Here is a 17,471-nt window from a genome sequence, read left to right as displayed (position 1 = left end):
TTAAACGCACATTTATTTAAATTCACTTTTTTAGAAAAATAAATCTTCCTAATAAATCTTGTTCTTCCATATCAATAGTTTATCCGTACTGTAATTCATATAATCTCTAAATTTTACTTATTTACAGTCAAATACTATCTTTGTCTACAATACATGCTACATATTATGAAAATATGCCATATCACATCAATACAAAGCTAAAAGTTACCCAAATTCGATAAATTTGATTACTTAGCAGTTTTTTTATAACCATATTATTCCACTTATCACACAAAAAAAAGAAGCATCTAAACACTCACTATGTCTAAATACTTCTCTATTCTTCTCAATACAACGATTAACGTTTTGAGAACTCCGAAACCTTATAAAATAAGGGTTTTTAAGCCTTTTTGTCGCTTACCTGTTGCATTGCCATAACTACTCATAAAAGCATATATATGCTCAATCTCTATTATTATTAGACGATATTGTAGCTTCAACTTAATTAATTAATGTTTGCCACATTACCTTTATCAGTACATAAAATCAAGACAATTGGAGAATTATCATTTTTATCTTTAACTTCCACTGCATAATAATTTAAATACATATAGGAATCATCACAATGATTAGGCATCGTATTCATGTAATTTTTAAGGTGCAATTTTTACTACTAAAACTATTTCCTTATCACAAGGCTATCGCCTAGTAGATGAAAACAAGAATATTTTTTAAGAAAACTCAATTATAATAAGTGGGGAAATTATAATTAATAAAATTAGCATCATCATACAAATGATATTATTTATTGTCTCATGTTCACTAAAGTGTTAAAATATATCTAGAAGTTACGACATATTCGTCGATACTTCTAGATAATGAGAGGGTGTTATATGTTGATTAATCGTGATTATTATCTTAATCAAATTATTAATAGTATGTGGGATGGGCAGACTAAAGTAATTACAGGCTTGAGGAGAGTTGGTAAATCAGTTCTTTTATTCGATTTATTCAAAGAATATCTCACAAATAAAGAAATTAAAGAAGAACAAATTATTACATTATCTTTAGATCAAAGAAAATATTACAAATATAGAAATCCTATCATGCTTTGCGATTATGTAGAGAATCTGATTACCGATACAAACAAAGAATATTATCTTTTTATTGATGAAGTTCAACTTTCTCGTACTGTTATCGATGAAGAAAATGATAATATCCCTGTAACGATTTATGATATGCTAAATGAATTAAACTCATATAAGAACTTAGATGTATATGTTACTGGATCAAATTCTAAAATGTTATCATCCGATATCATAACTGAATTTAGAGGACGATCAACTCAAATTCATGTATATCCTTTATCTTTCCAAGAATACTATTCATTCTTTGGTGGAGATACAAAAGAATGTTTAGAACAGTATTTATTGTATGGTGGCATGCCTCGTATTCTTTCATTCAAAGATGAAACAGCTAAGAAAAAGTATTTATCTTCTTTATATGATGAAGTCTATATAAAAGATATTATTGAGCGTAATAAAATCGAAAGACCTGATATTCTTGAACAATTATTAGATTATTTATCTTCTCAAATCAGTTCACTTACTAATCCTACAAAAGTAGCAAACGCTATCAGTGATGCACGTAAAGAAAAAATTGATAGTAATTTAGTTTCGAGCTATATCAATCATTCTATCGATGCTTTTCTTGTTTCAATCGCCAAAAGATATGATATTAAAGGGAAATCATATTTTAAATATCCTAATAAATATTATTTTACAGATCTAGGATTAAGAAATGCACGATTGAATTTTAGACAATATGATCCAGGACATTTGATGGAAAATGCAATTTACAATGATTTGATTCGCAGAGGATACTCTGTTGATGTCGGAGTTGTAACTGATAGAAGAGATGGAAGAAACGCATTAAAAGAGATAGATTTTGTTGTGAACGACGGAGATCGTAGAATTTATATACAATCCGCATTAAGAATGGAAGATGAGAAAAAAATAGATTCTGAATTAGATTCATTTAAGTTAACAAAAGATTTCTTCAAGAAAATAGTTGTGAGAAATGACATCAGTCATAACTTTTATGATGATAATGGATTTTATCATTGTAGTTTAGTTGATTTTTTGCTGAATAAAGTTGATTTATTCTAATAAAGAAAAATGATTTCAAAGGAACTTCAAATTGTTGGAGTTCCTTTTTCTTATCAACAAATAAAGGTGATACTATTCTACCGAGCAAATATCAATACACCTATAAACTATACTATGAACTGTCACAGTATATCATGCTCATTGGAAAGATTTCATTAATATCCAAGCATACAAATTCTCATTTAAGTATACTCGGATTTACATAACAATGAATCTGCAAAGAATAATTAGGACTTGCAAAAAGTATTATCCGATACTTAAAAATCAGAGATTTGTTCAATGTTATGTATTTCATATTGACACATTTAATGGAACCTTATAATCTCAAAAATTGTTACACAATATTGTACTAGATATACTTGTATTTCTCTATTAGAAAGAGGAAGAATGGTTCAGACATCTTTTAAAATTATAGTAAGTCATCAGGTGCTATATCATAGGCTGAGTAAATTTATAAATATCTAGAAATTAATACTTTAATAGAAGCAATAAACAAAATGTATGTTCCATCTTTAAAGTAAATTTGTTATACTCATTAGTAAATATAAAGTGCAATTATCTCACCACATTTTTCATAAAAATTTGTATATAAATAAAGATAAAGCAGCAAGGCCACATTCTATCACCACATAGTTAGTGAGAATACTTGCTGCTTTATTGTTACCTTATTGCTACTTTAAGCTAAAAAACTAGTTCTAAAAAGGTGAAAAAAAGCCCCATTTTATGGGGCTTTCCTTCTCTCTTAAACCTAAAAATATTAACGTTTTGAGAACTCCGAAACCTTATAAAATAAGGGTTTTTAAGCCTTTTTGTCGCTTACTTGTTGCATTGCCATAACCACTCACAAAACTTATATCCACTTATTCTGTATTATTATTAGATGATAATACAGCTTCAACCTGAGCAATTAATTGTTCCTTATCAGGCATATATGTTACATATTTTGAAGCAAAAATATTATTACTCAAGCCTCCTAATGCATACTGCATATCAACATTGCCTTTATCAGTGCATAAAATCAATCCAATTGGTGGATTATCATTTTCGTCATTAATTTCTGCTGTATAATAATTCAAGTACATATTAAGTTGCCCAACTGCTTCAGGCATTAATTTGATAGTTTTTAATTCTATCAATACATAAGATCTTAAAATTTTATTATAGAAAACCATATCAACATAATAATGAGTATTCCCGAACGTTACTCTTTGCTGAGTTCCTACAAACATAAATCCTTTTCCAAGTTCCAAAAGAAACTTTTCAATTTGTCTAACAAGAGCTTCTTCCAAATCAGATTCCATCATTGGTTTATTTTCTGGCAGACCTAGAAATTCAAAAACATAAGGATCTTTTACTATATCTTCTGGTTTGGCAATTTCATTTCCTTTTAGCGCTAATTCAAGAACCTTCTTTTTATTAGTCTCCCCATTTGATAATAACAACCTTTCGAATAATGAAGAGCTAATTTGTCTTTTTAACTCTCTTACTGACCAATTTGCATTAATTGCTTCTTTTTCATAGAAACTACGTTTGTCATCATCAGATATATATAATAATTCGCAATAATGAGTCCAGCTCAATTTTCCAGTCACTGACTGGAAAATTGGATATTTCGTATAGAACATTTTCATGTTATATAAATTAGATTGTGAAAAACCTTTTCCAAATTTATTAGTAAGATTTTTTGAAATAGCAAGTAATTGTTTTTTCCCATATTCACCACGATTATTCTTCAATTCATCTTCAACAATAACACGACCAATATTCCAATAAGCATTTAAAAGTTCATTATTTACTTGTTTTGCGACATTATTTCTAGCATTTGTGATAATACTAGCAATTTTATTTACTAATGCTTCATTGTTTAACAAATTATTTTCCACAATCAACTACTCCTTTCAATATTAATTATTCTTATTATACCCTTATTTTAAAAAGAAAAAAAGAAGCATCTAAACACTCACTATGTCTAAATACTTCTCTAATTTTCTCACAACAATTATTACTAACGTTTTGAGAACTGTGGTGCTCTACGAGCTGCTTTCAGACCGTATTTCTTACGTTCTTTAGCACGAGGATCACGAGTAACAAATCCTGCAGCTTTTAATGCTGGTCTGTAATCAGCACTTGCCTGTAATAAAGCACGAGTGATACCATGACGCATTGCTCCTGCCTGTCCAGTATATCCTCCACCATAAACGTTGATCTTCACATCAAACTGACCTAAAGTTTCAGTCAATTCAAGTGGTGAACGAACAACCATTCTTAAAGTTTCCAAAGGTAAATATTCTTCCAAAGTTTTTCCGTTTACAACGATATTACCTTTGCCAGGAGTCATGTAGACACGAGCAACAGAAGTTTTACGACGTCCTGTACCATTGTAAGTTACGTTATTTTTCTTAGTAGCCATATCTCTTCCTCCTATCCTTTAATTTCCATCACAACTGGCTTCTGAGCAGCGTGTGGATGTTCTGCACCTGTGTAAACGAACAGGTGTCTTCTCTGCTGGTCACCTAAACGAGTGTGTGGCAGCATACCCTGAATAGCTAATTCTACCCATTCAACGGTATATTTTTCCTTCATCGTACGAGCTGTACGAGTACGTAAACCTCCACGATACTGTGAATGGTTATAGTATTTCTTTCCTTCCATATCGCCAGTCATGACGATCTTGTCAGCGTTGATTACGATTACATAATCACCGCAGTCAACGTTTGGTGTGAAAGTTGGTTTGTGTTTACCATGCAACACTGCTGCTACCTGAGTAGCTAGACGACCTAATGTCTGTCCTGCACCGTCAACAACATACCATTGACGCTTTACTTCTGCAGGCTTAATAAATGTAGTTTGGCGCATATTTCAATTTCCTTTCGATTTTTAGTTTCCGGGGCTAAAAAACAAAAAGTGGCCTTCTTATATTTTACTTTAAAATAGCCCCATGTCAAGCATAAATTGACAATTTTAAGCTTTATCCGTGATAAATTACTCGTAATGTAAGAAATCAATATCTTCTACGATTTCCATCTTCAAATCTTTTAGCTTATTGTAAGAGACTTCATATAAACTCGTATCTCTCAAATGTTTTGGAGAATGTGCATCAACACCAATAATAACACGATTTCCATACTGTGCCGCAATCTTCCAAAATTCATCATGAGGATATTCCATGATCCCTCTTGAAATAGAACTTCTAAGTCCTGCCAGATTATATTCCATCAACACATCATGCTCTTTGCAGTAAGCACTAAGACGATGAGCTGCTTCTTCACATTTCTTATCCCAGCGGCGAGCTCGCATGAACAAATCAGGATGAGCTAAATAACAATAAACACCTGTATCTAATCCCTCTATTGTACTTTCAACATATTTATCCAACATTTCATCATTGCGAGTACAAGCTCCATTATACATATGATATTCATCACTCTCATAATAATGGTTGCCAAAGATTAAATAATCTAATCGATATTCTTTCGCAAATGATTTCAGCCATTCCATGTACTTTGGATAATATTCACATTCTAATCCTATCTTGATTTCAATTTGATCCTTATATTTTTCTTTTAAAGAAGAAATACTCTGATAATACTCATCAAACTGAGATAACGGCATTCGCATATTCGCTACAAAATCACTATCATACTTCCATGGCGTATGATCTGAAAATCCAAGTACCTCATAACCTGCCTCAATGGCTGCCAGTACATATTCTTCATCTTTGCCACTGGCATGCATACAACGGCTTGTATGCGTATGAAAATTCTTCACTTCAACACCTCCTAATAATTTACCTCTACTAAATATAAACCACATGCTGCTGCTTTATAACGACAAGCATGTTTATCACAGGCATCCAGCATCCTTTTCACATCTTTAACTTCAAGATGATGCAAACCTGTTTCAATAATTGTTTGAGCCATCATTCTTACCTGATAACGTAAGAAGCCATCTCCTCTAAATATTAATTGAATATGATCATCAAATACATGTACACTGCATTCACTGATCGTACGCACACGACTTTTTTCTTCATGAATCTTACTTGATGTAAAACTTGTGAAATCATGAGTACCAACAAATACCATTGCAGCCTCTTTCATCGCATCCGTATCCAGCTTTCTTTTCTCTACGCACATATAATTTCTTACAAAAGGATTCTCATCATCCAACGAAATATAATAATCATAGCGTTTCGATACACATGAAAAGCGAGCATGAAAATCATCTTTTTCCAAAACTACCTCACGTATACGGATATCTTTAGGCAAGAGCCGATTCAGTTTATATTTCCACTTATCCATTTCCATTTCCTTCATGGTTTCAAAGTGAAAAACTTGACCTATCGCATGCACCTGCGCATCTGTTCTTCCTGAAGCAGTGATTTCGATACGCCCGCCACCATGAATCAGAGCCAATGCATCTTCAATTTCTTGCTGGACCGTTTTTAAGCCTGGTTGAATCTGCCAGCCTTTATAATTTGTTCCATCATAGCTGACAATACATTTTATAACCATATCATGATCCCTATCGTTGAAAGAAGTACAAGCATGCATACTGCAAGCATAACAAAATCACGACCTGCCATTTGTAACTGACGATAACGAGTACGTGTCCTGCTTGGAACATAGCCTCTTGCTTCCATCGCATTCGCAAGTTCTTCCGCTCTTTGATAACTTGATACAAATAAAGGTACGATCAAAGATAAGATTGCCATGACTTTTTCTTTTAATTTTCCTTCCTGCAAATCAACACCACGAGATGTCTGAGCCTTGATAATACGTTGTGTCTCCTCAATCAATGTAGGAATGAAACGCAATGCAATCGAGATGATCATCGCAATCTCATTAGCAGGAAAACCTATCTTTTTCAAAGGCTTCATCAAATCTTCTAACGCTATTGTCAGATCCGTCGGCTTTGTTGTTGCTGTCAGTAAAGTCGTAATAACGATCATCAATACCAGACGAACCGCAATATATCCTGTCTGTGACAAGGCATTCCAATAAATCGTAAAGCCAGCAATCGTAATCAATGGCTCACCACTTTTTACAACCAGAACATTAATTACTAACAATACCCCCAGCATAAAAAACATTGGCTTCATAGCATTCCAGAAAAATTTCAGATTTAGCTTTGATGCGTAAATGCCAATACAAATAATGAAAAAGATCCCAATATATCCCACAAAACCGCTTGGTATAAAAATCGCAATCATCAAAAGGAACATAGCTACGATCTTAGCTCGTGGATCAAAACGATGCATCAATGAATCAAGAGGGATATATCTTCCTAAGGTAAAGCTATTCATGATCCTTCACCTCTTTCACAATATCTGCCACGCATTCCTCAATCGTAAAAACATCATCACGTATATGAATTCCTCTTTCAGCACACATGTCTTTTAAAAGCAATATCTGTGGCGGATTGATGTTCAGTTTTCTTAACAGTTCGCTGCTTCTAAAAAATTCTTTCACTGGACAATCTTGAATGATATGACCTTCACTCATCACCAAAACACGATCGCAGTAATTCATGACGTGCTCCATATCATGAGAAACAAGAATCACAGTTTTATGATATTCTTTGTTTAATTTACGGAAAAGCTCCATCATGTCCTTTGCACCTTTAGGATCCAGACCTGCCGTTGGTTCATCAAACACTAAAATATTAGGATTCATTGCTAAAATACCAGCAATCGCAATTCTTCTTTTTTCACCACCGGAACACTCAAAAGGACTTTTCTCCAAATAACTTTCATCAAGTCCTACGACCTTAATCATTTCCCGGGCAATTTTTTCTGCTTCTTCTACTTCTACTCCAAAATTCTTAGGACCAAAAGCGATATCTTTTAATATTGTTTCCTCAAAAAGCTGATACTCTGGAAATTGAAATACCAGCCCTACTTCTTTACGCAATGCTTTTAAACCTGTATTTTTCACATGGGCATAAATACACTTCCCATTGATTTCAAGTTCGCCTTCACTAGGTAATAATAATGCATTTAAATGCTGAACAAGAGTACTTTTACCACTACCTGTTTCACCGATCAAAGCACACATTTCACCATCTTCAATACGCAGACTAATTTCATGGATCGCTGTTTTTGCCAAAGTTGTATCTGCATGATAAGCATGCGAAAGATTTCTTATCTCAATTGGCATAACTCATCCACCAGCCCTTCTAATGTAATTGACTTCTTTAATTCAATTCCCTGTTTTTTTAATTCGTTGATCACTTTCAATGAAAAAGGAATATCAAGCTTTAAGTCAATCAGCTGCTTTTCATGAAGCAACACATCTTTTGGTTTTCCTTCAAGCACAACCTTACCTTTATCCAAAACGATCACATAATCGCTTTTTACGACTTCCTCAATATCATGCGTAATTGAAAGAATCGTCATCTGATTTTTTTCATTTAATTCATGAATCAACGCATTGATCTCTGCTTTTCCTTTAGGATCAAGCATACTCGTTGCCTCATCAAAAATAATGATATCTGGATTCATGGCTAAAACACCTGCAATGGCTACACGCTGTTTCTGTCCGCCACTTAAAGAGACTGGTTCCCGATTCAGATAATCACTCATATTTACTCTTTTCGCATACTCCTGAATGATCTCATCCATCTTTTCACTTGCCACTTGATGATTTTCTAAACCAAAAGCAATATCATCCGCAACTGTTGCGCCAATAAACTGATTATCCGGGTTTTGAAAAACGATCCCGACTTTTTCACGAATATCATTTAGATTTTCTTCATTCAAAAGAAGTCCATCGATCTTGATTTCTCCGCTTTTCATCTCTAATAAGCCGATTGTAAGTTTTGCGATGGTACTTTTACCGCTTCCGTTATGACCTATAATGGTGGTATAGCTTCCTTCTTCAACAGAAAAAGAAATGGAATCTACAGCATTAACAGTATCGTCATATGAAAATGTACAATCTTTTACTTCAATTTTTTTCATTTCTTCCTCCACAACACGCCATTTATTATACTTCATCACTACCGCTTTTGCAAACTTTCTCTGCTTTTCCAAAGCGTTAGTTTCAATCCTAAATAATTCATATTCATTTAAGCACAAAACAAAATGTCATAAAAAAGCATGAACCTAATATCATACTTTAGTTCATGCCATGAAATATTATTTTCAATTTTAGAGAATACTGTATATCAATCATTTATAATTATATGAATTAGTGTTAATTCTCTATCTTCATAAACAGATTTGCTTCACCTCAAATATGTATTTCCCGTTTTCGAACCATAAAACGACTAACTGATTCCTTTCATAGTCATCTGTCTTCATTTAATCCGTGATTTATTAAGCATATATTTTTTGTTGATTCATATGCATGCTTTCAGAAAAAATATAATATATTTCCAATATCAGTAAAATACCATTTCTCATTAATTTTAAAACATACTATTTGTTTTTGAGTATCAATAAAAGCAGGCAAATTAAATTTGTTAAAGCAATAACAACAATATTTAATTTAGAAGCTTTCCACCTTTTAAGCTTATACAATATTAAAAAGTAGATATTTCCAAAAACTAATATAAAATACGGTATAAGACTATAATTTAAAAATCCTATTACCGATACAATTATTATAAAAAACAGCCAATATAAATAAAGCATTTTCACCACTTTGTATATTTCTCATATTGCTTTACAAATCCGGTATAATTGGAATTACGATATGTAGTTATAACAGTTTTCATACATCTCCCGGATATATAAGTCTTAGAAATATAATACACACCTTCATAACCACCATAAACAGTAGTAGCTACCCCAGTAGCTGTAACCAATCCACTAACAACAAGCGCTTTTGTTCCTGCCAAAATATTTCCGCTTAATGCTCCAACAATTCCAAGCCCAATAGTATCAGCAACACTTTTTTGAGTATTCAAAGCATTAACACTACCCTTAGATGTATATATAAGTTTCCATGGGCCGTTAGTTTGCCCATAACTGCCTTGCAACCATTCTTCTGATTCATCACCATTTCCACCTGGTCTTCCTGGCCATGCTGTTGGACTAATTTCTTCTGCATTAACATAAATAGGTTTAGAAGCAGATAGGACAGTAAAAAAGCTAACTAAAATTACACATAAAATCTTACTGAATTTCATAATAAATTCCTTCCCTTCTCATCATGTATTGTGAAAGGCTTTCACAACTATAAAATATCATAGTATAATAGGTATGTCAATAATATATGTAAAGTATCTCATACATCTTCATCAGTTTTTTATAAAACAATCTAGCTTAATCATCCAATCATTAAAATTATAAAAACAATATAATAAATTCAAATATTCTGGCATAGCTTCTTTAAAGAATCTTTCCCATTTCAATACGCACTTCTTTTTTATTTATATCTTCATTTGAATAACTAATAAGATCAAACCCGATCATTATAAATCCATGTTTCTTATAAAAAGAAATGGCCTTATCATTACAGCTTTGTGTTTCTAAAACAATCGCTCGTGCTCCAAGCACTTTAGCCCTTTCCATGGCTTTATTCATCAGCCTGGAACCAAGCCCCTGATGTCGTCTTGAATCATTGACCCAGATATTTGAAATACGTAAGCGACGATTCCAGCTCTCTAAACTTATTTCAATAAATCCTATCATTTCATCCTTTTCTTTGATTACATAAAGTTCAGGATTTTCCAGCCAATCTTCAAGTAAGGTACTTTTAAATTCTTTATGGACTTCTTGTCCAAATGGTGTACGTACAAAACGCACACTAAAATCTTCTCTATAAACTTCATAATAATATTCACTTGTATAACGAAATACAATTTCTTTACCTTTATATTTCTCTTTCATTTGAACAATTTCCATAATAACCCCTCTATATTTGTTTTACATATACTGGCAATTCATTTAATGCATGAATTTCATCTCTTTTACGGTATCCATGATGCTGATAAAATCCCTGAGCATCCGGATCACTTGTCAACATCATTAAATGTATATCTTGTTGTTTAAAATACTGTTCACAAGCTTCAAGCAGAGCACTCCCACATCCTTGATGCCGTTCATCATTATTCACCCAAAATTCACGAATAAAACCAAACTTTTCTTCAAAGAACCAATTAGATAACAATTCCTCTTTAAACTGAATAAAACCGATGACTTTATCTTCTTGTTTCAAAACATAGGCAACATTCTCACCTTCATCATTCATCTCTCTGAAAAGCTTGTTCCAGTCATCTACGTGAATTTCTAATTCTTTAAAATACTGTTTAAAAGCGTCACAAAAAAGCGGATCCAAAAAATCCTTTATTAAAATCAATTCCATTTTTCCTCCTATACTATCGTTTTTTAAATAGCCGAGAAATTGAAACGATTATGAATAAACAACTCCCTCGGTCTGATTTTCTACATGATTCAGCATACAGACCACCTCGCTTTCAATATGAACATTATAACATTTTTTTACTCTATAAGAAAAGAGGACTTCTTGATCATAATGAAGCGGGAGTTTAACACCTTATCAAATTAATGATATTTAATATAAGGCTTAAAATAAGCTTTTTTTTAATGAAATTTTGTCAATTTTTATGTTTTTATATGTAGTGTTTTGTGGTATTCTGTGTTATAATATATCTGGTGATATTTTATGCGTGTCAGTATCAGTAAATCTACAAATGCAGAACAGGTTTATATTATTCATTCTTTCCGTGATAGGAATGGAAAAAGTACTTCTAAAATCTTTAAAAAGCTTGGTTCCATGGATCAATTGCTCCCTCTTCATGATAATGACAGGGATAAGGTCATTGCCTGGGCGAAACAGCAGGCTAAACTTGCTACCGATTCCTATAAAAAAGAAAACGAAACCATTTCTATCCCTTTTCATCCTAATATGCAGATCAAATTAAACGAGCAAAGAAATTTCAACTGCGGCTATCTCTTCCTTCAGTCGCTATGCTCTGATCTGCGTTTCGATAATATTTGCCGGAATATCAGGAATCGCCATGATTATGAATATCCTTTTCAGGATATCCTGCTTGATATGGTCTATGCCCGTATCCTTTATCCTGCCAGCAAGAAGAGCACTTATTCTTTTGCACAGACTCTTCTGGAACAGCCTGAGTATGATCTTCATCACATGTATCGTTCTCTTTCTGTCCTTGCAGGCGAGTCTGATTATATCCAGTCCGAACTCTATCGCAATAGTCATTTCGTACACAGCAGAAATACGAAGATTCTTTATTATGACTGTACTAACTATTATTTTGAAATTGAAGAATCCGATGAATTGAGGAAATATGGCAAGAGCAAAGAACATAGACCTAATCCTATCGTTGGAATGGGACTCTTTATGGATGCAGACGGTATTCCTCTTGCTTTTGATATTTATCCAGGCAGTCAGAATGAACAGAAAACTCTAAAACCTCTCGAACAGAAGGTCATCCGTGATTTCGAATGCTCTGAATTCATTTTCTGTTCAGATTCCGGACTCGCTTCTCAGGACAACAGGCTCTTCAATGACATGGGCGGAAGAGGCTATGTAGTTACCCAGTCACTGAAAAAGCTGAAACAGGAATACCGGGAAACTGCCTTAGATCCAAAACAGTTCAGAAAGCTGGGAAGTAACGAATGGATCGATATTTCTGCTCTGGATGAGACGAATCCTGAAGTATACGAAACCATCTACTATAAAGAAGTGCCGATCGAATCAAAAAAACTGTCAGAAACCATGATCGTTACCTATTCGCCAAAATACAGAGCTTATCAGAAAAAGATCAGAGAGCAGCAATTAGAACGAGCAAAGAAGCTGATCGAAAGTGGAGATAAATTGAAGAAGGAGAGAAGGAATCCAAACGATCCTGCTCGCTTTGTGAAGAAGACATCAGTTACGGAATATGGCGAGGTAGCAGATAAAGAAATATATGAACTCGATAAAGACATGATAGACAAAGAAACTATGTATGATGGTTTCTATGCAGTGGTAACCGATATAGAAGGAGATGCAGCACAGATCATAAACATTAATAAGCGCAGATGGCAGATTGAAGAATGTTTCAGGATCATGAAAACAGAATTCGATGCAAGACCTGTATATTTGCGTAGAGAAGACAGAATCAAAGCACACTTTCTGATCTGTTTCATTGCACTGATGATCTTTCGATTACTGGAGATCAGGCTGAAAAAAGAATATACAGCCGAACAGATCATCAGCACACTGAAGAAGATGGAAGTATGTAGGCTAGAAGAATATGGATATATTCCGACATACACAAGAACAGAATTAACGGATAAATTACACGAAGTATTCGGATTCAGAACTGATACAGAGATCATCAAGAAATCAAAGATGAGAAGCATCATTAAAAAAAGTAAGGAAAAGCAATAAAATACTACATATCTTTACAAAACCAAAACCTCAGGAATAACCCTTAATCTCGGTGTTTTCTTGAGGTTTCTTACTTTTTAACTGTCAAAGATGGGATTATAACATTTTTTTACTCTATAAGAAAAGAGGACTTCTTGATCATAATGAAGCAGCCCTTTCATCTTTATATATTGATATTGTAAAACATATTTTCATATTTAATTTTATTTTTATTGGGAATTTTGATCATTTAGTGCATATATAATAGTAAGGAGATATATCATCTAATTGGGCTTTACTTATCAAGTATGTAAGTCCCTTGGCTTGTGAGATAGAAAAAAAGCACCTGAGCCTACAGGTCAGTCGATTGTAGAAAGGCAAAGGTACTGATATGGTAGATTTGATAAAAGAAATACGCCTGCTGATCCATTCAATCAGACGACTTCTTGAAATCATAATAAAGCTATCTTGCAATAAAAAAGAAAGATAGTTTACTCCCATAAAAAACTATCTCACAGCCCTATTATAAATAAAATGATTATAAATCGCAAGTAATATTTACAAAAAGACCGCTCTTAATTAAAAGGGCAGTCTTATAAAATTAATCTAAATCTTCTCCATTAGAAGCAATGACTTTTTTATACCAGTAAAAAGAATCTTTATGGTATCGATTATAAGTACCTTTTCCTTCATTATCTGCATCAACATACACAAATCCATATCTCTTTTCCATTTCACCATATGTTGCAGATACGCAATCAATACAACCCCATGTTGTATAACCTAAAACTTCAACTCCATTATCAATAGCTTCTTTTAGTTTCTCAATATGTTTTTTTAAATATTCAATGCGATAATTATCATGAATTTTTCCATCAACAAATTTATCATATGTACCTAATCCGTTTTCTACAACAAAAATTGGGAGCTTATATCTATCGTATGTTCTATTTAAAGTAATTCTTAGTCCTTCAGGATCAATTCCCCATCCCCAATCAGTCATTGGAATATTTGGATTCTTCAGCTTCTTAACAAGATAACCTGGTTCTTCCCTTTTATCTTCATCATCACTAACTACATAAGACATATAATAACTTAATGCAAGAAAATCAACTGTATTATTTTTTAATATATTTTCATATCCTTCTACATATTCAATATGAATATCTTGTTCTTCAAAATATCGATACATTCTTTTAGGGTATTCACCCCTAGCCATAATATCAAAGGAAAAAAAGTTAATTTGATCTTCTAAAAGAGTCGCAGCAACATCTTTAGGCTTACATGTGTATGGATAGCATTCAAGTCTAGCAATCATACTACCAATTAAACAATTGGGAGCAGTTTCATGAAGATATTTAACTGTTAGCGCAGAAGCAACATATTGATGATGTAAAGCTTGATAAATTGCTGAGAAGTAATTTTTTCCTGTCTTTTCAATAAAGAAGCCTCCACTAGTAAAAGGATGACATATTAAAGCATTAATTTCATTAAATGTTATCCAGTACTTTACCTTATCTTTATATTCATCAATTAATGTGTTAGAGTACTTCAGAAATAATTCTATAAGTTTACTTGATTGCCAGCCATTATATTTTTCTACTAATGCAGCAGGCAATTCATAATGAGTCATTGTCACCAAAGGTTCAATATTATATTTATGCAATTCATCAAAAACATTATGATAAAACTGTAATCCTTCCCTGTTTGGTTCCATTTCTTCACCGGTTGGAAATATTCTGCTCCAAGAAATGGACATTCTGAATACTTTGAAGCCCATTTCTGCGATCATTGCGATATCTTCTTTATAATGATGATAAAAATCCGTTGCTCTTCTATATGGAAAATATAGTTTATTCTCATTTTTTTTATTATAACAATAAGTCTTATAGTCTAGTTCACCAATATGACGAATACCTTTCTTTCTAGCGTTAGGGATACTACAAATATAATCATAATTTGATTTTCCTCTCCCACCTTCGTTAAATCCACCTTCGTATTGTGTTGCTCCTGTTGCTCCTCCCCATAAGAAATTTTTTGGGAATCCACTTTTCATTTTTTCCATATTACTATGCTCCTTTTAAAATTGTTATTAATGTATCGTTAACATTTACATTTTTTAAGTTTGTTTCTACAACATCCAAAAACTGTTTACTATTTGTAATAGTAACAGGAGAGATAATATCATATCCAGCTTTTCTTATATTCTCTATATCAAACTTGATTAGTAATTGACCTTTTGTTACTTTATCACCTTGCTTTACAAATGCCTTAAAATACTGTCCATTTAATTTACATGTATCTATTCCAATATGAATCAGTATTTCTTCATTATCATCTCCCGTTATTCCAATTGCATGATTAGTTGGAAATAGTGAAGTAACTTTTCCATCAATTGGTGAATAAACTTCTCCTAAGGTTGGAATAATTGCTATTCCATTTCCTAAACCACCTTTTGAAAAAGCATCATCTTCAACCTTTTCTAAAGGTACAAGTTTTCCCTTCATCGGACTAGTTACAATCTTTACTGAATGTTCATTTATACTAGTCGTAAATGCCTCATCTTTATAACCGATATATGTTAAAATAAAAGTAATAATCATACCTGCAACTACACCAACGATAGCCCATAACATATTAGAAACATCACCTGATGTTGGATCTACAAATGTTGGAAATTGAAAAATTCCCCAACCGCCAAATGCAAATTTCTTTACTCTGAACAAACCAAATAATGCTCCACCAATAGCATTTCCAATACAACAATAAATAAACGGTTTTTTTAAAGGTAATAAAACTGAATATAATGCAGGTTCAGTTAATCCGAAGAAAGCACTTACTGCTGATGAAATAGATAATTCTTTCATTTTAGAATCTTTACTTTTTATAAAAATAGCAATCATTGCTGCAAAAGCAGTAAATACATTAATAATACCTGGAGCTGAAATCAAATAATCATATCCATATGTTGCGACATTACTTATACAAAAAGCAATTAAACCAAAATGCAAACCAAAAATAATTAGGACTAGTATCACACCACAGACGACAGCACCATAAATAACTGGAGATATGTTATATATAAATAACAATCCTTCAATTATTAAATTAGATAAAAGATTAATTGCAGGTCCAATAGCTAAGAAAGAACAGAACATAGTAATAACGATCGTAAACGTTGTTGAAAGAGAAAATCTTAATACTTCAGGTATAATAGAATCTAAAAATTTATGTACTTTAGATCCAAAATATACTGCTGCAATAACTGGAATAACTGTACTTGTATAGTTTTGTGCAATAATTGGTAATCCTAATAAAGAAGTATATGCTTTCATTTCATAAGCTGTTCCTTCAAGTAATGTCAAAATTGGTTCACTACTTTGCAATGCTGATAGTTGTACTGAAGGATAGCATAATATGGCTCCAATCAGTGCTCCTACAAAAGGTTTCATACCAAATTTTTTAGCTGAAGTATAACCTAAAAATACTGGTAAAAACATAAACATAGCATCACCACAAGCATTTACTATTAAATATGTACCAGATGTATCTCCATAGAATTTAAGTAGAATAAATAGATTATTAAATCCTTTTATCATTCCTGCTGCTATTAATACGCCTAATACTGGTTGGAAAATCTGAGAAATCGTTTCAAATAAACGATCAAAAAAAGATTTTCTAACTATATTTTCATCTTCAGGTAACGAGCCTATTTGTTTTTCAATTGCTTCATAGAAAATATCTACTTTGGTTCCAATAACAACTTGAAATTGACCACCACCTTTTGTAACAGCAACCACTTCAGGAAGTTCATTGATTTTATCAGAATAAGCTTTTGTTTCATCAAATAATACAAAACGAAGTCTTGTTGCACAATGAGTAAGAGCTTTAATGTTAGATTTTCCACCAACTAATTGAACAATTTTTTTTGCAGTTTCATCATAATTTTTCATAGTTTTTTCCTTTCCTAAAATTA

15 protein-coding genes are annotated in these 17,471 nt (G+C 32.5%); 2 read left to right on the top strand and 13 right to left on the bottom strand.

The genetic code is table 11. The features are described from left to right. Positions 1-872: 872 nt before the first annotated feature. Positions 873-2,147 carry an ATP-binding protein gene (locus BQ5367_RS08025; protein ID WP_071442020.1) on the top strand — a complete coding sequence of 425 codons (1,275 nt, stop codon included), beginning with the start codon at positions 873-875 and terminating at the stop codon, positions 2,145-2,147. An 860-nt stretch (positions 2,148-3,007) separates the two neighbouring features. Here the strand turns inward: BQ5367_RS08025 and BQ5367_RS08020 are convergent. From BQ5367_RS08020 to BQ5367_RS07965, 11 genes are all read right to left on the bottom strand, one after another. Beyond that, the gene (locus tag BQ5367_RS08020) at positions 3,008-4,030 is read right to left on the bottom strand and encodes a PDDEXK nuclease domain-containing protein (protein WP_071442019.1); all 1,023 of its coding nucleotides are present in this window, start codon (positions 4,028-4,030) and stop codon (positions 3,008-3,010) included. Positions 4,031-4,152: 122 nt separating this feature from the next. After that, entirely contained in the window at positions 4,153-4,557 is a 405-nt protein-coding gene (rpsI, locus tag BQ5367_RS08015) for a 30S ribosomal protein S9 (RefSeq protein ID WP_071442018.1), read from the bottom strand. An 11-nt stretch (positions 4,558-4,568) separates the two neighbouring features. Continuing rightward, the gene (gene rplM / locus BQ5367_RS08010) at positions 4,569-5,003 is read right to left on the bottom strand and encodes a 50S ribosomal protein L13 (protein ID WP_071442017.1); all 435 of its coding nucleotides are present in this window, start codon (positions 5,001-5,003) and stop codon (positions 4,569-4,571) included. A gap of 126 nt (positions 5,004-5,129) precedes the next feature. Then, a complete protein-coding gene (locus tag BQ5367_RS08005; RefSeq protein ID WP_235858750.1) occupies positions 5,130-5,915 on the bottom strand; it encodes a histidinol-phosphatase in 786 nt (261 codons plus the stop codon). 11 nt (positions 5,916-5,926) lie between these two features. Continuing rightward, positions 5,927-6,661 (bottom strand): tRNA pseudouridine(38-40) synthase TruA, encoded by a 735-nt coding sequence (gene truA / locus BQ5367_RS08000; RefSeq protein WP_071442015.1) that lies wholly within the window; start codon positions 6,659-6,661, stop codon positions 5,927-5,929. Continuing rightward, on the bottom strand, positions 6,652-7,452 hold the full coding sequence (locus BQ5367_RS07995; protein ID WP_071442014.1) for an energy-coupling factor transporter transmembrane component T family protein: 801 nt from the start codon (positions 7,450-7,452) through the stop codon (positions 6,652-6,654). The genes truA and BQ5367_RS07995 overlap by 10 nt, the downstream gene beginning before the upstream one ends. Further along, positions 7,445-8,305 carry an energy-coupling factor transporter ATPase gene (locus BQ5367_RS07990; RefSeq protein ID WP_071442013.1) on the bottom strand — a complete coding sequence of 287 codons (861 nt, stop codon included), beginning with the start codon at positions 8,303-8,305 and terminating at the stop codon, positions 7,445-7,447. The genes BQ5367_RS07995 and BQ5367_RS07990 overlap by 8 nt, the downstream gene beginning before the upstream one ends. After that, a complete protein-coding gene (locus BQ5367_RS07985) occupies positions 8,290-9,108 on the bottom strand; it encodes an energy-coupling factor transporter ATPase (protein WP_071442012.1) in 819 nt (272 codons plus the stop codon). Before BQ5367_RS07985 ends, BQ5367_RS07990 begins: the two co-directional genes overlap by 16 nt. Positions 9,109-9,785: 677 nt before the next feature. Further along, positions 9,786-10,280, bottom strand: a complete 495-nt coding sequence (locus tag BQ5367_RS07975) for a hypothetical protein (protein WP_071442010.1) — start codon at positions 10,278-10,280, stop codon at positions 9,786-9,788. Positions 10,281-10,482: 202 nt separating this feature from the next. Continuing rightward, the gene (locus tag BQ5367_RS07970) at positions 10,483-10,998 is read right to left on the bottom strand and encodes a GNAT family N-acetyltransferase (protein ID WP_071442009.1); all 516 of its coding nucleotides are present in this window, start codon (positions 10,996-10,998) and stop codon (positions 10,483-10,485) included. A 10-nt stretch (positions 10,999-11,008) separates the two neighbouring features. Beyond that, on the bottom strand, positions 11,009-11,458 hold the full coding sequence (locus BQ5367_RS07965; RefSeq protein WP_071442008.1) for a GNAT family N-acetyltransferase: 450 nt from the start codon (positions 11,456-11,458) through the stop codon (positions 11,009-11,011). Positions 11,459-11,779: 321 nt separating this feature from the next. Between BQ5367_RS07965 and BQ5367_RS07960 the strand changes: the two genes are divergently transcribed. Then, positions 11,780-13,516, top strand: a complete 1,737-nt coding sequence (locus tag BQ5367_RS07960; protein ID WP_071442007.1) for an IS1634 family transposase — start codon at positions 11,780-11,782, stop codon at positions 13,514-13,516. A gap of 580 nt (positions 13,517-14,096) precedes the next feature. Here the strand turns inward: BQ5367_RS07960 and BQ5367_RS07955 are convergent. Together BQ5367_RS07955 and BQ5367_RS07950 are read right to left on the bottom strand one after the other, a co-directional pair. Beyond that, a complete protein-coding gene (locus BQ5367_RS07955; protein ID WP_071442006.1) occupies positions 14,097-15,560 on the bottom strand; it encodes a glycoside hydrolase family 1 protein in 1,464 nt (487 codons plus the stop codon). Between the two features lie 4 nt (positions 15,561-15,564). Next, entirely contained in the window at positions 15,565-17,448 is a 1,884-nt protein-coding gene (locus tag BQ5367_RS07950) for a beta-glucoside-specific PTS transporter subunit IIABC (protein WP_071442005.1), read from the bottom strand. Between the last annotated feature and the right edge of the window lie 23 nt (positions 17,449-17,471).

Origin of the sequence: Traorella massiliensis, assembly GCF_900104665.1 — a bacterium.
GTDB lineage: Bacteria > Bacillota_I > Bacilli_A > Erysipelotrichales > Erysipelotrichaceae > Traorella > Traorella massiliensis.
Note: the sequence above shows the minus strand (reverse complement) of the source record. Positions and strands in the feature narration are given on the sequence as shown.